The sequence below is a fragment of the Streptomyces albus subsp. albus genome (genome assembly GCF_000719865.1).
Lineage (GTDB): Bacteria > Actinomycetota > Actinomycetes > Streptomycetales > Streptomycetaceae > Streptomyces > Streptomyces albus_E.
The window spans coordinates 1-17,252 of sequence record NZ_JOID01000057.1 but is presented as its reverse complement, the minus strand read 5'-3'; the positions used below and the strand labels follow the sequence as shown (position 1 = coordinate 17,252).

The 17,252-nt window shown below is 70.1% G+C and carries 12 protein-coding genes and 1 pseudogene; 8 read left to right on the top strand and 5 right to left on the bottom strand.

Going from position 1 to position 17,252, the window contains the following annotated elements:
* Positions 1-91 precede the first annotated feature (91 nt).
* The 3 genes and pseudogenes from IF83_RS0129095 to IF83_RS0129085 all read right to left on the bottom strand — a co-directional run bounded on the left by IF83_RS0129095 (position 92) and on the right by IF83_RS0129085 (position 4,214).
* The gene (locus IF83_RS0129095) at positions 92-1,117 is read right to left on the bottom strand and encodes a DUF5954 family protein (RefSeq protein ID WP_030549297.1); all 1,026 of its coding nucleotides are present in this window, start codon (positions 1,115-1,117) and stop codon (positions 92-94) included.
* A gap of 393 nt (positions 1,118-1,510) precedes the next feature.
* Positions 1,511-2,379, bottom strand: a pseudogene (locus IF83_RS32755) (endo-1,4-beta-xylanase); the annotation flags it as partial.
* A gap of 581 nt (positions 2,380-2,960) precedes the next feature.
* The gene (locus IF83_RS0129085) at positions 2,961-4,214 is read right to left on the bottom strand and encodes a glycoside hydrolase family 10 protein (protein ID WP_030549296.1); all 1,254 of its coding nucleotides are present in this window, start codon (positions 4,212-4,214) and stop codon (positions 2,961-2,963) included.
* 707 nt (positions 4,215-4,921) lie between these two features.
* On the opposite strand from IF83_RS0129085, the gene IF83_RS0129080 reads away from it, so the two are divergent.
* From IF83_RS0129080 to IF83_RS0129060, 5 genes are all read left to right on the top strand, one after another.
* On the top strand, positions 4,922-5,293 hold the full coding sequence (locus IF83_RS0129080) for an SH3 domain-containing protein (RefSeq protein ID WP_030549295.1): 372 nt from the start codon (positions 4,922-4,924) through the stop codon (positions 5,291-5,293).
* Between the two features lie 245 nt (positions 5,294-5,538).
* A complete protein-coding gene (locus IF83_RS0129075; protein ID WP_078844004.1) occupies positions 5,539-7,026 on the top strand; it encodes an FtsW/RodA/SpoVE family cell cycle protein in 1,488 nt (495 codons plus the stop codon).
* Entirely contained in the window at positions 7,023-8,480 is a 1,458-nt protein-coding gene (locus tag IF83_RS0129070) for a peptidoglycan D,D-transpeptidase FtsI family protein (protein ID WP_030549293.1), read from the top strand. Before IF83_RS0129075 ends, IF83_RS0129070 begins: the two co-directional genes overlap by 4 nt.
* Positions 8,481-8,661: 181 nt before the next feature.
* On the top strand, positions 8,662-9,861 hold the full coding sequence (locus IF83_RS0129065) for an AAA family ATPase (protein WP_030549292.1): 1,200 nt from the start codon (positions 8,662-8,664) through the stop codon (positions 9,859-9,861).
* 108 nt (positions 9,862-9,969) lie between these two features.
* Positions 9,970-10,521 (top strand): DUF3291 domain-containing protein, encoded by a 552-nt coding sequence (locus IF83_RS0129060; RefSeq protein WP_078844005.1) that lies wholly within the window; start codon positions 9,970-9,972, stop codon positions 10,519-10,521.
* A 103-nt stretch (positions 10,522-10,624) separates the two neighbouring features.
* Here IF83_RS0129060 and IF83_RS0129055 read toward each other — a convergent pair whose 3' ends face one another.
* Positions 10,625-11,551, bottom strand: coding sequence for an ADP-ribosylglycohydrolase family protein (locus tag IF83_RS0129055; RefSeq protein ID WP_030549290.1), 927 nt, complete (start codon positions 11,549-11,551; stop codon positions 10,625-10,627).
* A 1,504-nt stretch (positions 11,552-13,055) separates the two neighbouring features.
* Here IF83_RS0129055 and IF83_RS0129050 point away from each other — a divergent pair.
* Positions 13,056-13,448 carry a hypothetical protein gene (locus tag IF83_RS0129050; protein ID WP_030549289.1) on the top strand — a complete coding sequence of 131 codons (393 nt, stop codon included), beginning with the start codon at positions 13,056-13,058 and terminating at the stop codon, positions 13,446-13,448.
* 770 nt (positions 13,449-14,218) lie between these two features.
* Entirely contained in the window at positions 14,219-14,473 is a 255-nt protein-coding gene (locus IF83_RS0129045; protein ID WP_158711130.1) for a DUF6406 domain-containing protein, read from the top strand.
* Positions 14,474-14,836: 363 nt separating this feature from the next.
* Here the strand turns inward: IF83_RS0129045 and IF83_RS0129040 are convergent, their stop codons facing one another.
* Positions 14,837-15,949 (bottom strand): ferritin-like domain-containing protein, encoded by a 1,113-nt coding sequence (locus IF83_RS0129040; protein WP_030549287.1) that lies wholly within the window; start codon positions 15,947-15,949, stop codon positions 14,837-14,839.
* A gap of 185 nt (positions 15,950-16,134) precedes the next feature.
* On the opposite strand from IF83_RS0129040, the gene IF83_RS0129035 reads away from it, so the two are divergent.
* Complete coding sequence (locus tag IF83_RS0129035; RefSeq protein ID WP_030549286.1) at positions 16,135-17,064, top strand: AurF N-oxygenase family protein; 930 nt, start codon at positions 16,135-16,137, stop codon at positions 17,062-17,064.
* The last annotated feature ends 188 nt before the right edge of the window (positions 17,065-17,252 follow it).

The following is a 17,252-nucleotide window of genomic DNA, read 5'->3' as shown; positions in this document are numbered from 1 at the left end:
GAGCGGATCGACAAATCCCAAACAAGACAGTCGAGACGTCGGTCAGTCCGTGAGTCAGACCCGTCGGAGAAGCCACGTCACATCCTCACTGTCAGTCCTCCTCGTCCTCCTCCCACAGGCCCTGTTCCTTGAGTTGCTGGACGTGCACCTTGATCGGTGGCTCCGGGTCCGGGTCGGAGGGGCGCGGGCCCTCGGGGCCGTCCGGGCCGACGCGGACCAGGCGTTCGACCCGGGCCACCCGGTAGCGCACGCCCGCCACCGTCACCTCGTCCAAGCGCTCGGAGGAGATGCGGCCGGCCGCGGCCGCGTACGCGGCGCGCAGTTCCGGGGTCAGCTTCCGCAGCCGCGGGAAGAACGGGCCGCGCCAGTGGGTCGCCAGCCCGTCGCGGGCCGCCTGCGGGGTGGTCGAGGTGCCGTCCGACTCGGGGCGCCAGTGGCCGTCGGAGTCCTCGGTGATCATGAACGTCGGGGGCAGGAGCACGCCGCCGGGGTGCGTCCGCGCGGCGCGCAGCGCGTCGGCGCGGATGTCCGGCGGTACGGTGCCGGCCGCGGGGACCATGCCCAGCAGTTCGGTCTTGAGGATGCCTTCCGACATCCCGGTGGCGGTGGTCGTGTCGATCACGAAGCCGGCGGACGGGTCCGGGACCCCGCCGGACTCGCCGGGCGCGGCCGGGTCCGGGTCGGAGGGCCGGGGCGGCTCGGGGCCGTCCGGGCCCATGCGGACGAACCGCTCCGCCCGGACGACCCGGTACCGGCTGCCCAGCACGGTCATCTCGTCCAGCGGTTCCCAGTCCAGCCGTTCCGCGGCCCGCAGGCACTCGTCGCGCGCGGCCTCGTCACCGGTCTTCTCCGCTTCCTGGGCCGTGAGGCGGAAGTGCGCTCCGAGGCCGTCGCGGGATCCCTGGGGTGCCGTGTCGCAGAAGTAGGGGCGGAGTTCCCAGCCGCCCTCCTCGCGTTCCCGCGCGATCCCGAACACCGGCGCGCCGGCCGAGCGGATCTCCGGGTGCGTCTCTCGCGCCTCCCACGCCTCGAGGTCCGCCATGGCCGCGACCGGGTTCTCCAGCGCGGTCACTCGGACGGTCCGGTACGCGGGGTTCTGCTCGTCATACTGAGTCACGGGCCCAGCATGGAGGCGGCGCCGGGGGACGGGTGCCGGATCGGGCCGCTGTCCCCCGTACTGCTGGACTTTGTCGGACGCCTGTCCTATTCCGGGGCGGGGGCGGCCTGTTGGGTGCCTCAGCTCGCGCCGGCCGAGGCCCGGCCCCCGGTCCCGCCCGCTGCCCGGCCCCGTCGGCGGAGGCCGCGGTCCGCGGCTCCCTCAGCGCCGGCGAGCACCGGCCGGCCGTGGCCCGTCCCCGGCGCCCGGGCGGCGCGAGGTGCCCGGCGCGGTTCCACCGGCCGCACAGCGAACGGCGCGGCGACCGTGGGGATCGCCGCGCCGTCGCGCGTCACGCGTTCGCCGGTCCGGTCCGGACTGGTCCGTCCGGTCCGGCTGCCGTCAGCCGGCGTTCAGTGCGTTGAGCACCGCGGTGTACGCGGGCTTCTTGTTGTAGTTGCGGTCGAACAGCAGCGGGGTGTCGCTGGAGCGCCAGGAGTAGTGGTCCGGGATGCCCCAGACCGTGATGCCCGTGCAGCGCTCAACGGCGAGGCAGGCCTGCGTCACGCCGCCGAACTGCTCGGCCTGGGAGCTGCCGGAGCCGGCGATGTCCAGCTCGGTGATCTGCACGTCCACACCCAGGTCCGCGAAGTTCTGCAGGGTGGTGTGGTAGTTGTTCGGCACCGGGTTGCCGCTGTTGAAGTGGGCCTGGAAGCCGACGCAGTCGATGGGCACGCCGCGGGACTTGAAGTCCTTGACCATGTTGTACACGGCCTGGGTCTTGGCGTGGTTCCAGTTGTCGGTGTTGTAGTCGTTGTAGCAGAGCTTGGCGTTGGGGTCCGCCTCGCGGGCCATGCGGAACGCCTCTTCGATGAAGCCGTTGCCGAGCCGCTGCTGGAAGACGGAGTTGCGGCGGGGGCCGCTGTTGCCGTCCTGCCCTGCTGCTTGGCGTGGTTGAAGATCCGGTCGGCGTTGCCGAAGTTGAAGTTGTTCTGGGACGGCTCCAGCGCGTCCCACTTCATCTCGTTCTCGGCGGTAACGCTGTTGAACTCCCGGTTCAGCGTCTGCACGTACTGGCCGTCGCCCAGGTGGTTGGCGGCCACCGCGGCGCCGAAGTACCGGCCCTTCTCGGCCGCCGAGGCGCCCAGGGTGTCGGCGGCGTGGGCCGTGCCGGACATCGCGACGAGGCCGGTCGAGGCCAGGACGGCGGCCAGGCCGAGGCCGAGCGCCTTCCGGACGCCGGGTTTGCGGCCCTGCCGGCCGGCGGAGGTGATGCTGATCATTACTGCCCCTTCTTCCGGGGACCGGACGGGGGTGGGGGAACCCGTCCGGGCGTAGTGGGTGTGAACGGTGTGGTGCCGTGTCCCCCACGGGCCGCCGCGGCCGACGGTGGGTGCCGTGGCCGCCGGCGGCGATCGCTCCGGAGTATGGCGTCCGGGGCGAGGCGGCGTCAACGCCTGTTTCCGGAAGATTTTCAGAGCCGAAACAGGGATGTAATGCCCAGCAAGTAGACGCTGACCTGCGACGACAAGGCGCCGCAAGCTAAGTGCCCAACATGAAAACCGGGCTGGGATCAGAAAACTTTCGGAGCCTTCCGTTAGTTCGTGTCCTCGAACAGAGCGGTGCGCAGAAACAGTTGAGCCGCCGTCTGCCGCACATCTCAACAGCCGTGCCACCGGCGTATTTTCGTGCCGTGACAGCACGAAGCTCCGCCCGGCCTTCCGTGAGATCACCGGAAGGCCGGGCGGAGCTGTCACTGCGCGTGCCCGTCGGGACGGGGGAGGTACGGCGGCCCGCAGGGCGGGCGGACCCGGCCGGCCGGACGGTCAGGTAACCGGCCGGCCGGGCCGTCGGTGCGGGTCGCTCAGCCGGCCGTACAGCCGCTGATCCGCGGTTGTGACCAGTTGCCGTTGGCCATCACCGTGAACCCGAAACTCGTCGACGAGCCGGACGACAGCGTGCCGTTGCCGTTCGGTTTCATCGTCATCACCGTGCCGTCCCCGCTCCAACTGGGGGTGCCGTTCCACGTGGTGGAGATCCTCTGCGGGGAGGACAGCGCCACGTTGACCGTCCAGTTGCTGATCGAGCCGCCGTTGGCGGTGATCGTCACCTGGCCGTTGAAGCGGTCGCCCCAGCGCATGGTCTCGGAGTACGTCGCGGTGCAGGTGGCCCCGGTGCCGCCGCCGTCGTCACCGCCGCCGTCGTCACCACCGCCGCCGTCGTCACCACCGCCGCCGTCACCGCCACCGCCACCGCCGGCGGCGTTCAGTGCGTCGAGGACCGCGGTGTACGCCTGCTTCTTGTTGTAGTTGCGGTCGAACAGCAGCGGGGTGTCGCTGGAGCGCCAGGAGTAGTGGTCCGGGATGCCCCAGACGGTGATGCCCGTGCAGCGGGAGACCGCCAGGCACGCCTGGGTGACGCCGCCGAACTGCTCGGCCTGGGAGCTGCCGGAGCCGGCGATGTCCAGCTCGGTGATCTGCACGTCCACACCCAGGTCCGCGAAGTTCTGCAGAGTGGTGTGGTAGTTGTTCGGCACCGGGTTGCCGCTGTTGAAGTGGGCCTGGAAACCCACGCAGTCGATGGGCACGCCGCGGGACTTGAAGTCCTTGACCATGTTGTACACGGCCTGCGTCTTGGCGTGGTTCCAGTTGTCGGTGTTGTAGTCGTTGTAGCAGAGCTTGGCGTTGGGGTCCGCCTCGCGCGCCATCCGGAAGGCCTCTTCGATGAAGCCGTTGCCCAGCCGCTGCTGGAAGACGGAGTTGCGGCGCGCGCCCTGCTGCTTGGCGTGGTTGAAGATCCGGTCGGCGTTGCCGAAGTTGAAGTTGTTCTGGGACGGCTCCAGCGCGTCCCACTTCATCTCGTTCTCGGCCGTGACGCTCTTGAACTCCCGGTTCAGCGTCTGCACGTACTGGCCGTCGCCCAGGTGGTTGGCGGCCACCGCGGTACCGAAGTACCGGCCACTCTGGGCCGCCGCGCCGCCCAGGGTGTCGGCGGCGTGGGCCGTGCCGGACATCGCGACGACGCCGGTCGAGGCCAGGACGACGGCGGAGCCGTAGACGACCGCCTGGCGGAGGAACCGCCCTGGGCTTCTTCGTGCGCTTAACGATTTGCTGATCATTACTGCCCCTTCTGCCGGGGACCGGACGGAGGTGGAGGAACCGTCCGGGCATGGTGGGTGCGATCGGCCCGCGAGCCGGGACGCCGGACAGTGGGGGATGAACGGCGTGGTTCCGTGCGTGCGGTAGTTCGATCGATCCGGAGTATGGCGTCCGCCACAACGCGGAGTCAACGCTTGTTTCCGGAAGTTTTTCAACGGCGAAACACCACCGTCACCGCCCACTGATCAGGGTCTACCTGCGCCAACGCGCCGACGGGAGACGGGTGTCGGCCCGGAAACAGGCATCCTTCAAAAAATTTTCCGGAGCTTTCCGGTAACCGGAGCGCCGCCTCCGGATAGAACCGGCGGCACCGCCGGAGCACTTGCCGGACACCCCCACCCCGAGCTGCTCATACGTTGACCGACTCCCCCGCGCCCCGGACGGGCACCCGGGAAAACTTCCGGAAAATTCCCCCCTCCCCGACCACGCTCGCGCCCCTACAAGACCCCGGCCCGGCCGCGCCGCCCGGCCGCGCTCACCCGTCGGCGGCGCCTTTCGCGGCACACCCCGGAGCGTGACCGGTTGCGAGCCCAGAGTGTCCGAATTAGCGTCATTCATGCCGGTTGATCACGGCCAACGCTGTCCGTGGAATCCAGTCGGCCACCGGAAACACCTACGCCCCGCTCCCTCCGGGACAGGGCCCTCCCCTCCACAGGAGGCATCGCAGATGCTGCAGTCCAAGTTCCGCACGATCGCGGTCGGCGTCGCCACCGGCGCCCTCGCGACCCTCGCCGCCGCCGGCCCCGCCGCCGCCGCCACTGCCGCCGCCCCGGCCGGTGGTGGTGGCCACCACTACCACCACCACTACTACAAGGGCAAGATCATCGCCCACTCCGGCCTGCTGCTCCGCAGCGCGCCCAACAAGGGCGGCCATGTCGTCGGTTCCAAGCCGTACGGCGCCATCGTGAAGATCAAGTGCAAGGTCAAGGGCCAGAACATCGACGGCAACAACCGTTGGTACGTGCTGAAGGACGGCCACTACGCCTTCGCGTCGGCCCGCTACATCAAGAACATCGGCCCGGCCCCGCGCTGGTGCTGACCGCGCCCCCGGCGCTGACGCACCGGCCGCCCGGATGACGCCGCACCCCCCGCGCGCCCCGCGTGCGGGGGGCGCGCCGCTGCGCACGGCGGCGCCGCACACCGGGGCCGGCGCGCCGGGGCGGGGGCGCGGTGTACCGGGGCGGGGCGGCGGGTAGGACGGCGTGCGACGACAACTCGCCCGAACGCCGGTGCATTTGACCACATAACAGACATTCGAGCACCGGGTTTGTTACGTTCTCTGTCATGGCCGCATCGACAGCGGGTCCCCCCTCGGACCGTCCGGGAGCACACCCGGACGGCCTCCCGGAAGCGCTCCCTCCCCCGGTGCGGATCCCCCGGCGACGCGGTACGGAGCTGATCCTGCTCACCGGCGCCGTCCTGATCTCCGTCTACGGCTATGTCGAGGTCGGCCTCGCCACCGACGGCACCGTGCCGGCCGGCGCCGCCGGCTACGGAGCGGGCCTCGGACTGCTCGCCCTCCTCGCCCACGTCGCCGTACGCCTGCGCGCCCCCTACGCCGATCCCCTGCTGCTGCCCATCGCCGTGCTGCTCAACGGCCTCGGCCTGGTGCTGATCTACCGGCTCGACCTCGCCACCCCCGCCGACGAGGCCGCCCCCACCCAGCTCGTGTGGTCCGCCCTCGGCGTCGGCTTCTTCATCGCCGTCGTCCTGTTCCTCCGCGATCACCGGGTGCTGCAGCGCTACGCCTATCTGAGCGTCGCGGTCGCGCTGTTCCTGCTGGTGATCCCGATCTTCTTCCCCGCCATCAACGGGGCCAAGATCTGGATCCGGGTGGCCGGGCTCTCCTTCCAGCCCGGCGAGTTCGCCAAGATCCTCCTCGCCGTCTTCTTCGCCGCCTATCTGGCGGTCAACCGGCACGCCCTGGCCTACACCGGCCGCCGGATCTGGAAGTTCCAGCTCCCCACCGGCCGGGTGCTCGGCCCGATCCTGACCATCTGGCTGGCCAGCGTCGGCGTCCTCGTCCTGGAACGCGACCTCGGCACCTCGCTGCTCTTCTTCGGCCTCTTCGTGGTGCTGCTGTACGTGGCCACCGGCCGGACCGGGTGGATCGCGGTCGGGCTGCTCCTGGCCGCGGCGGGCGCCGTGACCGTCGGCTCCCTGGAACCCCACGTCCACAGCCGGGTGCAGGACTGGCTGCATCCCTTCGCCTCCATCGAGGCGGGCGAGGGCGCGAGCCAACTGGCGCAGACCTACTTCGCCTTCGCCTCCGGCGGCGTCCTCGGCACCGGTCTCGGCCAGGGGCACTCCGTCCTCATCGGCTTCGCGGCGAAATCGGACTTCATCCTCGCCACGGCGGGTGAGGAGCTGGGACTCACCGGCCTCTTCGCGATCTTCCTGCTGTACACCCTGCTGGTGGAACGGGGGCTGCGGGCGGGCCTCGCCCAGCGCAATCCCTTCGGCCGGCTGCTGGCGGTCGGCCTGGCCTCGATCGTCGCGCTGCAGGTCTTCGTCATCGCGGGCGGGGTCATGGGGCTGATCCCGCTCACGGGGATGGCGATGCCCTTCCTCGCGCAGGGCGGCTCCTCCGTCGTCACCAACTGGATCATCGTGGCGCTGCTGATCCGGATGAGCGACGCCGCCCGGCGGCCCGTCCCCGCCCCCGCCGACCCGACCGCGCCGGCCGGCCCGGCCGCGCCCGCCGCGCCGGATGCCCCCGGCGGACCCGGCGGCCCCGGTCGTTCCGCCGGCCCCGGGGAGGCGAGGCCGTGATCCGCCAGATCCGCCACTTGGCCGCCTTCTTCCTGCTCCTCCTGGTGGCCCTGCTGCTGAACGCCTCCCGCATCCAGGTCGTCGACGCCGAGACCTACGAGGACAACCAGGCCAACCGCCGCCAGACCATCGCCCGGTACAGCGCCCCGCGCGGCGACATCCTCGTGGGCGGCGAGCCCGTCACCGGCTCCCGCGACACGGGCGAACGGCTGGCCTACGAACGCACGTACCTCAACGGACCGCTCTACGCGCCCGTCACCGGATACGCCTCGCAGATCTACGGCACCTCGCTGCTGGAGGACGCCGAGGACGACATCCTCTCCGGCGCCGATCCGCGGCTCTCCGTCTTCCCCCTCTGGCACGCCCTCACCCGCGAGCGCGAGCCCGCCGGAGACGTCCACACCACCATCGACCCGGCCGTCCAGCGCGCCGCCGCCGACGGCCTGGGCGGCGCGCGGGGCGCCGTCGTCGCCCTCGAACCGGGCACCGGCAAGATCCTCGCCCTCGTCAGCAGCCCCGGCTACGACCCCGAACAGATCTCCGGGAACGGGGACGCCGCCGTCGACGCCTGGCAGCGGCTGAACGGCGCCGAGAGCCGGCCGATGCTCAACCGGGCGCTGCGCCAGACCTATCCGCCCGGCTCCGTCTTCAAGGTGGTGACGGCCGCGGCGGCCCTGGAGCGGGGCGTGGTCACCGATGTGGACGAGCCGACGGACACCCCCTCGCCGTACACCCTCCCCGGCACCCGGACGGACCTCACCAACGAGGCCCGGGGCTGCGAGGACGCCGACCTGCGCCGCGCCCTGGAGGTCTCCTGCAACACCGTCTTCGCCAAACTGGGCGTGGAGGTGGGGCTCGACGGCATGGTGGACGCGGCGGAGAAGTTCGGCTTCAACGACGACGGACTGCGGGTGCCTTCCCGGGTGGCCGAATCCACCTTCGACACCGACATGAACGACGCCCAGCTCGCCCTGTCCTCGATCGGCCAGTACAACACCGCCGCCACACCGCTCCAGATGGCGATGGTCGCCTCGGCGGTGGCGAACGACGGCAAGCTGCGCAAGCCGTACCTGGTCGACAAGATCACCGACTCCGCGGGGGACACGGTGTCCCTCACCCGCCCCCGCACCCAGGAGCGCGCGATGGACTCCGGCACGGCGGAGGTGCTGCGCGAACTGATGCGCGGGGTCGTCGAGAACGGTACGGGCGCCGGCGCCGCCCTGCCCGGCGCCGAGGTGGGCGGCAAGACCGGCACCGCGCAGCACGGCGTGGGCAACGAGGGCATCCCGTACGCCTGGTTCATCTCCTGGGCGCGGGAGGACGGGGCCGACGAGCCGGGCGTCGCGGTCGCCGTGGTCGTCGAGGACGCGGCGGCCGACCGCGCGGACATCAGCGGCGGCGGCAACGCGGCCCCGGTCGCCCGCGAGGTGATGCGGGCGGCGCTGGGACGCTGAGCCGCGGCGGCCCGCGGGGCGCCGGGGACGTGGCCGCCGGTTCCGGCTCCGGTGCGCCGTGCCGGCCCGTCACGGCACTCGGCGGCCGGGCCCCCGCTTTCCGGTCCGGGACCCGGCGGCCGCGGAGCTGGATAGTGTGGTCCGGCGCACGGGCAGCGGCGTGGAGAGGAGGCGGCTCGCTGTGATCACGCGAATCGAGATCGACGGTTACAAGTCCTTGGAGGGCTTCGCCCTGGACCTGCCGTCCTTCGGCGTTCTCCTGGGCGCCAACGCCTCGGGGAAGTCCAATCTGCTCGAAGCCGTCGACCTGCTGGGGCAGTTGATCCGGGAGCCGGAAGGACAAACCCTGGTCGACCGCGCGCGACGGGGCGGCCCCAAAGAACTGTTCCGGCGCAGCCCGGGGGGCCGGCCGGCCGAGACTCTGCGGATCGCGGCCGACGTCCTCGTGGACGGGCCCCGGGGGTACTGCTTCCTCCGGGTCGTGGCCCTGGTCCGGTACGCGGATCCGCCACAGCCACTGGACGTCACCGTCGAGGTCGGCAATGTCCGCGATCACTACGGCGACTCCGAGTGGCGGCGGTACGCGGACTCCCTCGGGCTCTTCCCGGAGGTGCGCGGGGACTCCACGCGGGAACTGCACGCCGGCCGGGTTGCCGTGCAGGACAGTGCGTACGGCCCGGAGCTCGCCGCGGCCTCCAGGAACTGGCGGATCGTCGAGCCCTCCCCCAAGGCCATGCGGGTCGCCTCCTCGACGTACGACACCGCACCGCTCGCCGAGGACGGCAGGAATCTCGGCGCCGTCCTGGGACGGATCTCCCGGAACCCCGAGAGCTGGTACGACTTCCGGGCCGACGCCGTGGCGCTCCTGCCGGACCTGGCGGACATCACCGTGGAGGCGAACGAGGAATGGGGCCAGTGGGACGTCTGGCTCCAGCACAAGCACGAACACCGCGTGAGCCCGGGCACGGCCTCCGCGGGCACGCTGAGGGTCCTCGCCCTGCTCGCCGCCGCTCACGACCCCGCCCATGAAGGCGTCCTGATGTTCGAGGAACCGGAGAACGGTCTCCACCCCAGCAGAGTGCCGCACCTGCTGTCGCGGCTGCGGGGACGCACCAGTGACCCGGGGAGGCTCTCCTCGGGGGGCGGGTGCCAGACGCTGATCACCTCGCACTCCCCCGTCGCGCTGGCCGCCGCGCTCGACGAGGCGCCGGAGTCGGTCGTCTTCCTCGACACCGTGACGCGCTTCGGCGACGGCCTTCCCCCGCGCAGGCTGACCCGGGCACGGAAGGTGGCGGCGGAGGGGGAGCGCGGGACGTTCGTGACACCCCTGGAAGTCCGCAAGTACCTCGATCCCGTGGGGCGGTACGCGCGTGGGGCGTAGGTATCTGAGATCGACCCGGCCCGAGCCGGGGTGCGCGGTGCCGGCCACGTCGGCCGCGGCCGGCGTAATTCCCTGCGGGGCCGGGCGGTCGGCGCTAGCGTGCGGCTCATGACTGACGCAGCCGCACCGTTCGAGCTCGCCCAGATCAATATCGCCCGGCTTCGAGCCCCGCTCGATTCGCCGCAGTTGAAGGATTTCGTCGACGGGCTCGACCCCGTCAACGCCACCGCGGACGCCTCGGACGGTTTCCGCTGGCGGCTCCAGAGCGACAGTGGGAACGCCACCGATGTGCCGGTCCTCGGGGACGAGTGGCTGATCGTCAACCTGACGGTGTGGCGGGACCTCGACTCCCTCACCCGCTTCATGTACGACGGCCTGCACCGCGACCTGCTGCGCCGCCGCCGGGAGTGGTTCGAGCGGCTGGCGGAGGCGGTGACCGCGCTGTGGTGGGTCCCCGCCGGGCACCGGCCGTCCGTCGCCGAGGCCGAGGAGCGGCTCACGCATCTGCGCCGGCACGGGCCGACGCCGTACGCGTTCGGACTGCGCAGCGCCTTCCCGCCCGGGCCCGCGATCCCCGTGCCGGGCACCGCGGAGGTCACGGCGGAGGAGATGGGGCGCGCCCGCGCGGCGAACGCCGGTGACGTCTGCACCGTCGGCTGACGCGGCGATCGGGTTCAGCGGCCCGGCAGCCCGGCGTTGGCGGTCGGGCGGCGGCCCCCGATGCCGGTGACGGCCCCGGCGGCCGGCCCCCGGTCGCCGGGGATCAGGCCGCGAAGGCCGTGGGCAGGGGCTCCGCGCGTTCCAGCCAGGTGTCCGGGACGTCGGCGATGCCCGTGCGGCCGCCGACGACCCCGGCCGCGATGGCGCAGGTCGTGTCGATGTCGCCCAGGCCCGCCGCGGTGGTCCACAGCGCCTCGGTGAGGTCGTCCAGGTGTCCGGCCGCGCACCACAGCGCGAACGGGACGGTGTCGTCGGCGCGGATGCGGTAGCCGCTGCCCAGGGCGGCCGCCGCCGCTGCCGGTTCGGTGTCCGGGGGCAGTCCGGCCGCGAGCAGCAGGCCGTCGCGTACGGCGCCCTCCGGGGTCAGCTCCACGACCTCGGCGAGCAGCTCGGCGGGGGCGGGCGGCTCCTTCGTCCGGTCGGCGGCGAGGGCGGCCGCGACGGCGACGGCCACCGCGCCCGCGATGCCTTCCGGGTGCGCGTGGGTGACCTGCGCCGACAGCACGGCCTGCTCCGCGGCCCCCTCCGGATCGTCCGCGAACCAGGCGCCGAGCGGCGCGACGCGCATGGCGGCGCCGTTGCCGAGGCTGCCCTGGCCGTCGAAGAGGGCGTCCGCGTCCTCGCGCCAGCGGTCCGGACGCCGGGCGAGCAGCGGCAGCAGTTCGTGCATGCCGCTGCCGTAGCCGCGAGCGGGCTCGGCGAGGAAGCGCTCGCCGAACTCCCGGGCCAGCTCCTCCTGCACCACTTCGCCGTGGCGGTCGAGGACGGCGAACAGCGCCAGGGCCATCGCGGTGTCGTCCGTCCAGGACCAGAGCGGCGCCTCCGGTGTCCGCCGCTGCCGGATGGCCTCGCCGACGCTTCCGTGCTCGGCGGCGAGCGGGAACCAGCGTTCGCCGAAGGCGTCGCCGAGGGCCAGGGCGCGGAGGCTGTCGTGTGCGGCGGCGCGGCTGCCTGGGCGGGTCGCTGTCATGGGTCCATGCTGTCAGCGATACGGCCCGGTGGCACGCCTTCCGCCACCGCTACGACCTGTTCGGGGCCGCTGCGTACGGCACCGTGCCCCCGACCGGCGCCCTGCGGGGCGGACGGCGGGGTACGGATCCCGTACGGTGCGGGCTCGGCACCGGCACCGGAGCACCGGCGCGGCCCGGCACGGAGGCGGGCTCCCGCAGAAACACGCTCGACGGCTACGGGCGAACGCACGACCACGGGTTACACGGCGAGCTTGGGCGCCGACATCAATGATCCCGGATCCATGGCCGAACAGGCCGAAAAGGTGCACGCCGGTCCCTGGCACCAGCTCACTTCCAGCAGGCAAATGGCAGCATTCGACGGCCCGATCCATCTTATGGTTCGCCTAGCGCAGGGCCGACCATGAATATCACGCCACTATTCCAACTCGACATCAATGAACGCGAAATACTCATTAACCGCGAAACCCGGCACGTGGTACACGACGCCCACTGAAAGGGAGGGAGGTGGCGCTTCAAAAGCGAGGTGGTGCCACCGGACTGGGAGAAACCCCTCGACTGGCAGCCGGATCCGTACAGGGATGCCCACGAGGGATACACTCAGCCATACCGAGAAAACCGTCAGGAGTCACCATGGAAAGAAGAAGCCCTATGGGCGTTGGACCGATGGAGCACTCCGCCCGCGCCGGGTACCTACACCGAAAACCACTTTCGACGGCATCCCCACACAACCCGTACGCCGGGCCCGCCTGTACGAGAACGGCACCTGGCTCGCGACCGTATGGACAGACGGCAAGGATGCCGCCGGCGTTCTGTGTCCTCCCTACGACTCCGAAACCATGGAAGAAAGCCGCGCCCGAGGCCGAGCGACGAGCAAAGCCCGGCAGGCACAGAGAGAGGCCTATCGGCGCGGCGAGAGAGCGGAACACACCCTGGACCCGGCTCTGTACGCACCCGAATACGAGTTGGGGGAGGTCCAGGAAGCCGAGCGGGGGTCCTCACCGTGGCCTGAATAGGTGTGGATGACGATCGGCATTCCCCATGTGCTCGTGGGCGGTGACGCTGCAAGGTGGCCGAGATGGACTACCGGAGATCGACACACCTGCACAATCCCGCGCAGATGAACCAACTTCCGCTCGGATTTCGAAGAGCTCAGAAATCATGCCAAGAATCACTACACGACGTTGGAGTGAATGTAATGATCGGCGAGATCAGGCTCAGGCGTGGAGTGCCCGATAGGTGCAACGATTCCAAAATCGCTGTGATTTATGTCTACGCCCCCAGAGAGGGCCCACTTTCCGTCGGTCTCGTTGTCGCCGCTGAAGAGGAGCGGCACTACGAACTGGGGATCGGGGACACATTTCCCTGCCGGAACGAGACATGAGTGTGGAGAACCTTCACACCGGCGGGGACTGGCGCGTGGTGCTGCGCAAGGCCGAGTGACCGGAACCGGATTGACAGGAGGCCCCCTGCGAAGAAGCCCGATGGACACCCTGAGGAACACCGATGACCGAGGAAATGCCCGAGGAACCGACCCACCCCCGCTGGACCGACGCCGGTCTGGATCCGCGCCGTGTCGAAACACCTCAGATCACTTACCAGTCGAAGGTCACCGGGCCGGTACGCCGAGCTCAACTCACACGTGACGGGGTCTGCCTGCTCACGGTATGGACGGACGGCACAAACGCCGGAATGGCAAAGCTGCTCCATGACCCGGCCGATCGCGCAGAGCGGGTGGCACGCCGGGACGCGGCGGTCCACGCCCGCCGGGTGCAGGGCCAGGCGTACCGACGCGGCGAGGATCCCCAAGTGGTACTCGACCCGGCTCTGTACGCACCCGAATACGAGCTGGGACAGATCCAGGAAGCCGAGCGGCCGTCCTCACCATGGCTCGAATAGGGACCTGTTGAGGCTGGACCGTGCCGTCTGTGCGGACCGACTGGTGCAGACCTTCGTGGCGAGCCCGGGTTGCCTGCCGCATGTCAAAGCCGAAACGGCAGCTCCGGGTTGAGAGAAACCATCAACCCTGACCAGCAGATCCGTACCGCACTGACCACGACGGAAACATTCACCCACATTGGGAAAACCTAAGGAGTCGCAATGGACGGGAACAAGCCTTACGGGCGTTGGACCGACGGAGCACTCAATCCGGAACGGATACCTGCACCGAAAACTACTTTCGACGGCATCCCCACACAACCCGTACGCCGGGCCCGCCTGTACGAGAACGGCACCTGGGTGGCAACCATATGGACAGACGGCAAGCATGCCGCCGGCGTTCTGCCACCTCCCCATGACTCGGCAACCAGGAACGAAAGGCAGGCCCGCGGCAGAGCGACAGGAATGGCTCGGCAAGCGCAAGCAGAGGCCTATCGGCGCGGCGAGAGAGCGGAACACACCCTCGACCCCGCTCGGTACGCACCCGAATACGAGTTGGGGGAGATCCAGGAAGCCGAGCGGGCGTCCTCACCATGGCCCGAACAGGTGTGACGATCGACATCCCCTCCTCACAGGCCTCGCGGGCGGTGACGCCTGCCAGGTGACCGAAGTGAACGACCGGGGATTGACGGGCCTACATATCTCCGCCCACATGAACCAATTTCCCCTTGAATTTCGAAGAGCTCAGAAAATCATGTCAAGAATAACTACATGACGCTGGAGTGACTGGAATGATCGACGAGATCAACCTTCGACATGGAGTGCCTCAAGAACTAAACGGTGCCGCCTTTGCGGTGATTCATGTCTACGCCCCCAAAGAGGCACCACTTTCCGTCAGCCTCGTTGTCGCCGCAGAAGAGGAGCGGCACTACGACTTGGGGATCGGGGATACATTTCCCATCCGGAACGAGACATGGATGCTCGACCGCGTGGAGAACCTTCACACCGGTGGGAACTGGCGCGTGGTGCTGCGCAAGGCCGAATGAGAGTTCATCACAGCAGTTCCCCGTCGGGCGTGTGCGCCTTCGCTACGGGCGTGGCTTGACGGTAAAGGCAGAAGGCCGGGTCAGCCACTGTCTGATCCGGCCTTTGGCAACGTCTACTCCGGGGCCTCGGATCCGCTTGCGCATGCGCGGGGGCGGTATCCGCCCCCCGTGTGCAAATCACCTGTCCGACACCCCCGGAACAGCTCACGCATGCTACGTGTCACGGCCGCCGCCCGTGCAAGCCGGGACGGTGCCTCAGGCCATCGGCCCCGGCGTGCCCCGGCAACTGGGACGGGACCGCCTTGGCCGCCATCCGGGACCGTCCGGCGGTCCGCTCCCCGCTTCCGGCTGTTTCAGCCCGCTTCAGCCCTCGTCCGCCGCGCCCTCCGCGATGGCCTCGGTGACCTCCGCCGTGCGGGCGGCCTCCTCGGCCACGAAGCGTTCCGCGTCCAGCTTCTCGGCCAGTTCCTCGTCCTGCGCCATCAGCAGATCGAGATTGGAGTCGCCGAGCTCGAAGACGCCCAGGTCGAGGTAGGCGCGCTGGAGGCGCTCGCCCCACAGGCCGATGTCCTTCACGCAGGGCACGATCCGGCTGAACAGCAGCTTGCGGAAGAGGTGGAGGAACTCCGACTGCTCCGTGTACTCCTCCGCCTCCGCCGCCGGGATGCCGAAGTTCTCCAGCACCTCGGTGCCGCGGAGCCGGTCGCGCATGAGGTAGCAGCCCTCGATGACGAATTCCTCGCGCTCGCGGAGTTCGGCGTCGGTGAGCTGCCGGTAGTAGTCGCGCAGCGCCATCCGCCCGAAGGCCACGTGCCGGGCCTCGTCCTGCATGACGTAGGCGAGGATCTGCTTCGGCAGCGGCTTGTCGGTGGTGTCGCGGATCATGCCGAACGCGGCCAGGGCCAGGCCCTCGATCAGGACCTGCATCCCGAGGTAGGGCATGTCCCAGCGGGAGTCGCGCAGGGTGTCGCCCAGCAGGGACTGGAGGTTGTCGTTGATCGGGTAGAGCATCCCGATCTTCTCCTGGAGGAAGCGGCCGTAGATCTCGGCGTGCCGGGCCTCGTCCATGGTCTGGGTGGCGGAGTAGAACTTGGCGTCCAGGTCGGGGACGGACTCCACGATGCGGGCCGCGCAGATCATGGCGCCCTGCTCGCCGTGCAGGAACTGGCTGAACTGCCAGGAGCTGTAGTGCCGCCGCAGCTCGCCCTTGTCGCGTTCGGTCATCCGGTTCCAGTGCCGGGTGCCGTGCAGGGCGAGGGCCTCGTCGGGGGTGCCGAGGGGGTCGTAGGGGTCCACCTCCAGGTCCCAGTCGATCCGGCGGACGGAGTCCCACTGCTTGTCCTTGCCCTTCTGGTACAGGGCGAGCAGCCGGTCGCGCCCGTCGTCGTACTCCCAGCTGAAGCGGGCGGCGCCGGAGGCCGGCACCTGCCAGTCGGGGGTTCCAGGGTCTTTCGCGTAGAGATCGTGCGTCGTCATCGACGCCTCCTCGGCCTCGGCCTCGCGGACTCCCGTGGGGAGGGGGATGGTTGGCAGGCTCACACGTCCTCCGCGGCGGGTCAACGGGGCTTCAACAAGTCACGGCCAGGGGATTGACGTTCTTGCTGACAAGCAGTCTCATAAAGGGGTACCGCGGGTAACCCACAAGCGAGGTGGCCGACAGCATGACGATCACAACCGGGGCAGAGGCGCGGCGGGATGCTCTCGGCCTGCTCAAGGACCGGGAGAAGGTCGCCCTCCGCCTGCTCGACTCCTCCGCCAAGCACTCCTTCGACCCCGACGCCGAGCTGGACTGGGACGCCCCCTTCGAGGAGGGCCAGTGGTTCTGGCCGCCGGAGCTGGTCTCCCTCTACGACACCCCGCTCTGGAAGACGATGTCCGAGGAGCAGCGGATCGAGCTCTCCAAGCACGAGGCCTCGGCCCTGGCCTCGCTCGGCATCTGGTTCGAGATCATCCTCATGCAGCTGCTCTGCCGGCACATCTACGACAAGTCGCCGACCAGCTCGCATGTGCGCTACGCCCTCACGGAGATCGAGGACGAGTGCCGGCACTCGAAGATGTTCGCCCGGCTCATCCAGCGGAACGACACCCCCGTCTACCCGGTGTCGAAGGTCCACCACAACCTCGGCCGGCTGTTCAAGACGGTCTCCACCACGCCCGGTTCCTTCACCGCCACGCTGCTCGGCGAGGAGATCCTCGACTGGATGCAGCGGCTGACGTTCCCGGACGAGCGCATCCAGCCGCTGGTGCGCGGCGTCACCCGCATCCATGTGGTGGAGGAGGCCCGGCATGTGCGGTACGCGCGGGAGGAGCTGCGCCACCAGATGGTGAGCGCGCCGCGCTGGAGCCGTGAGTTCACCCGGCTGACCTCGGGCGAGTTCGCACGCGTCTTCTCCAAGGCCTTCATCAACCCCGAGGTCTACACGAACGTCGGCCTCGACAAGCGGGAGGCGGTGGCCCAGGTCGCGGCCAGCGGGCACCGGCGCGAGGTCATGCAGAGCGGGGCGAAGAAGCTGACGGACTTCCTGGACGACATCGGCGTGCTGCGCGGCGCGGGGCGCCGGATGTGGAAGAGCTCGGGGCTCCTGGCCTGAGCCGCGGGGGCGGGGCCGGCCGGGCGGGGCCGGCCCCGCCGGCGCGGTCGGGCTCCGCGCCCGCCCCGCTTCGTCCCCGCACCGCCCTGCCCCGCTTCGTCCCCGCACCGCCCCGACAGCATCGTCCGGGACAGCATCGTCCGGCCGCCGGTCCGGCCCCGGCGCCGCGTACCGGCGGCTCTCCGTCG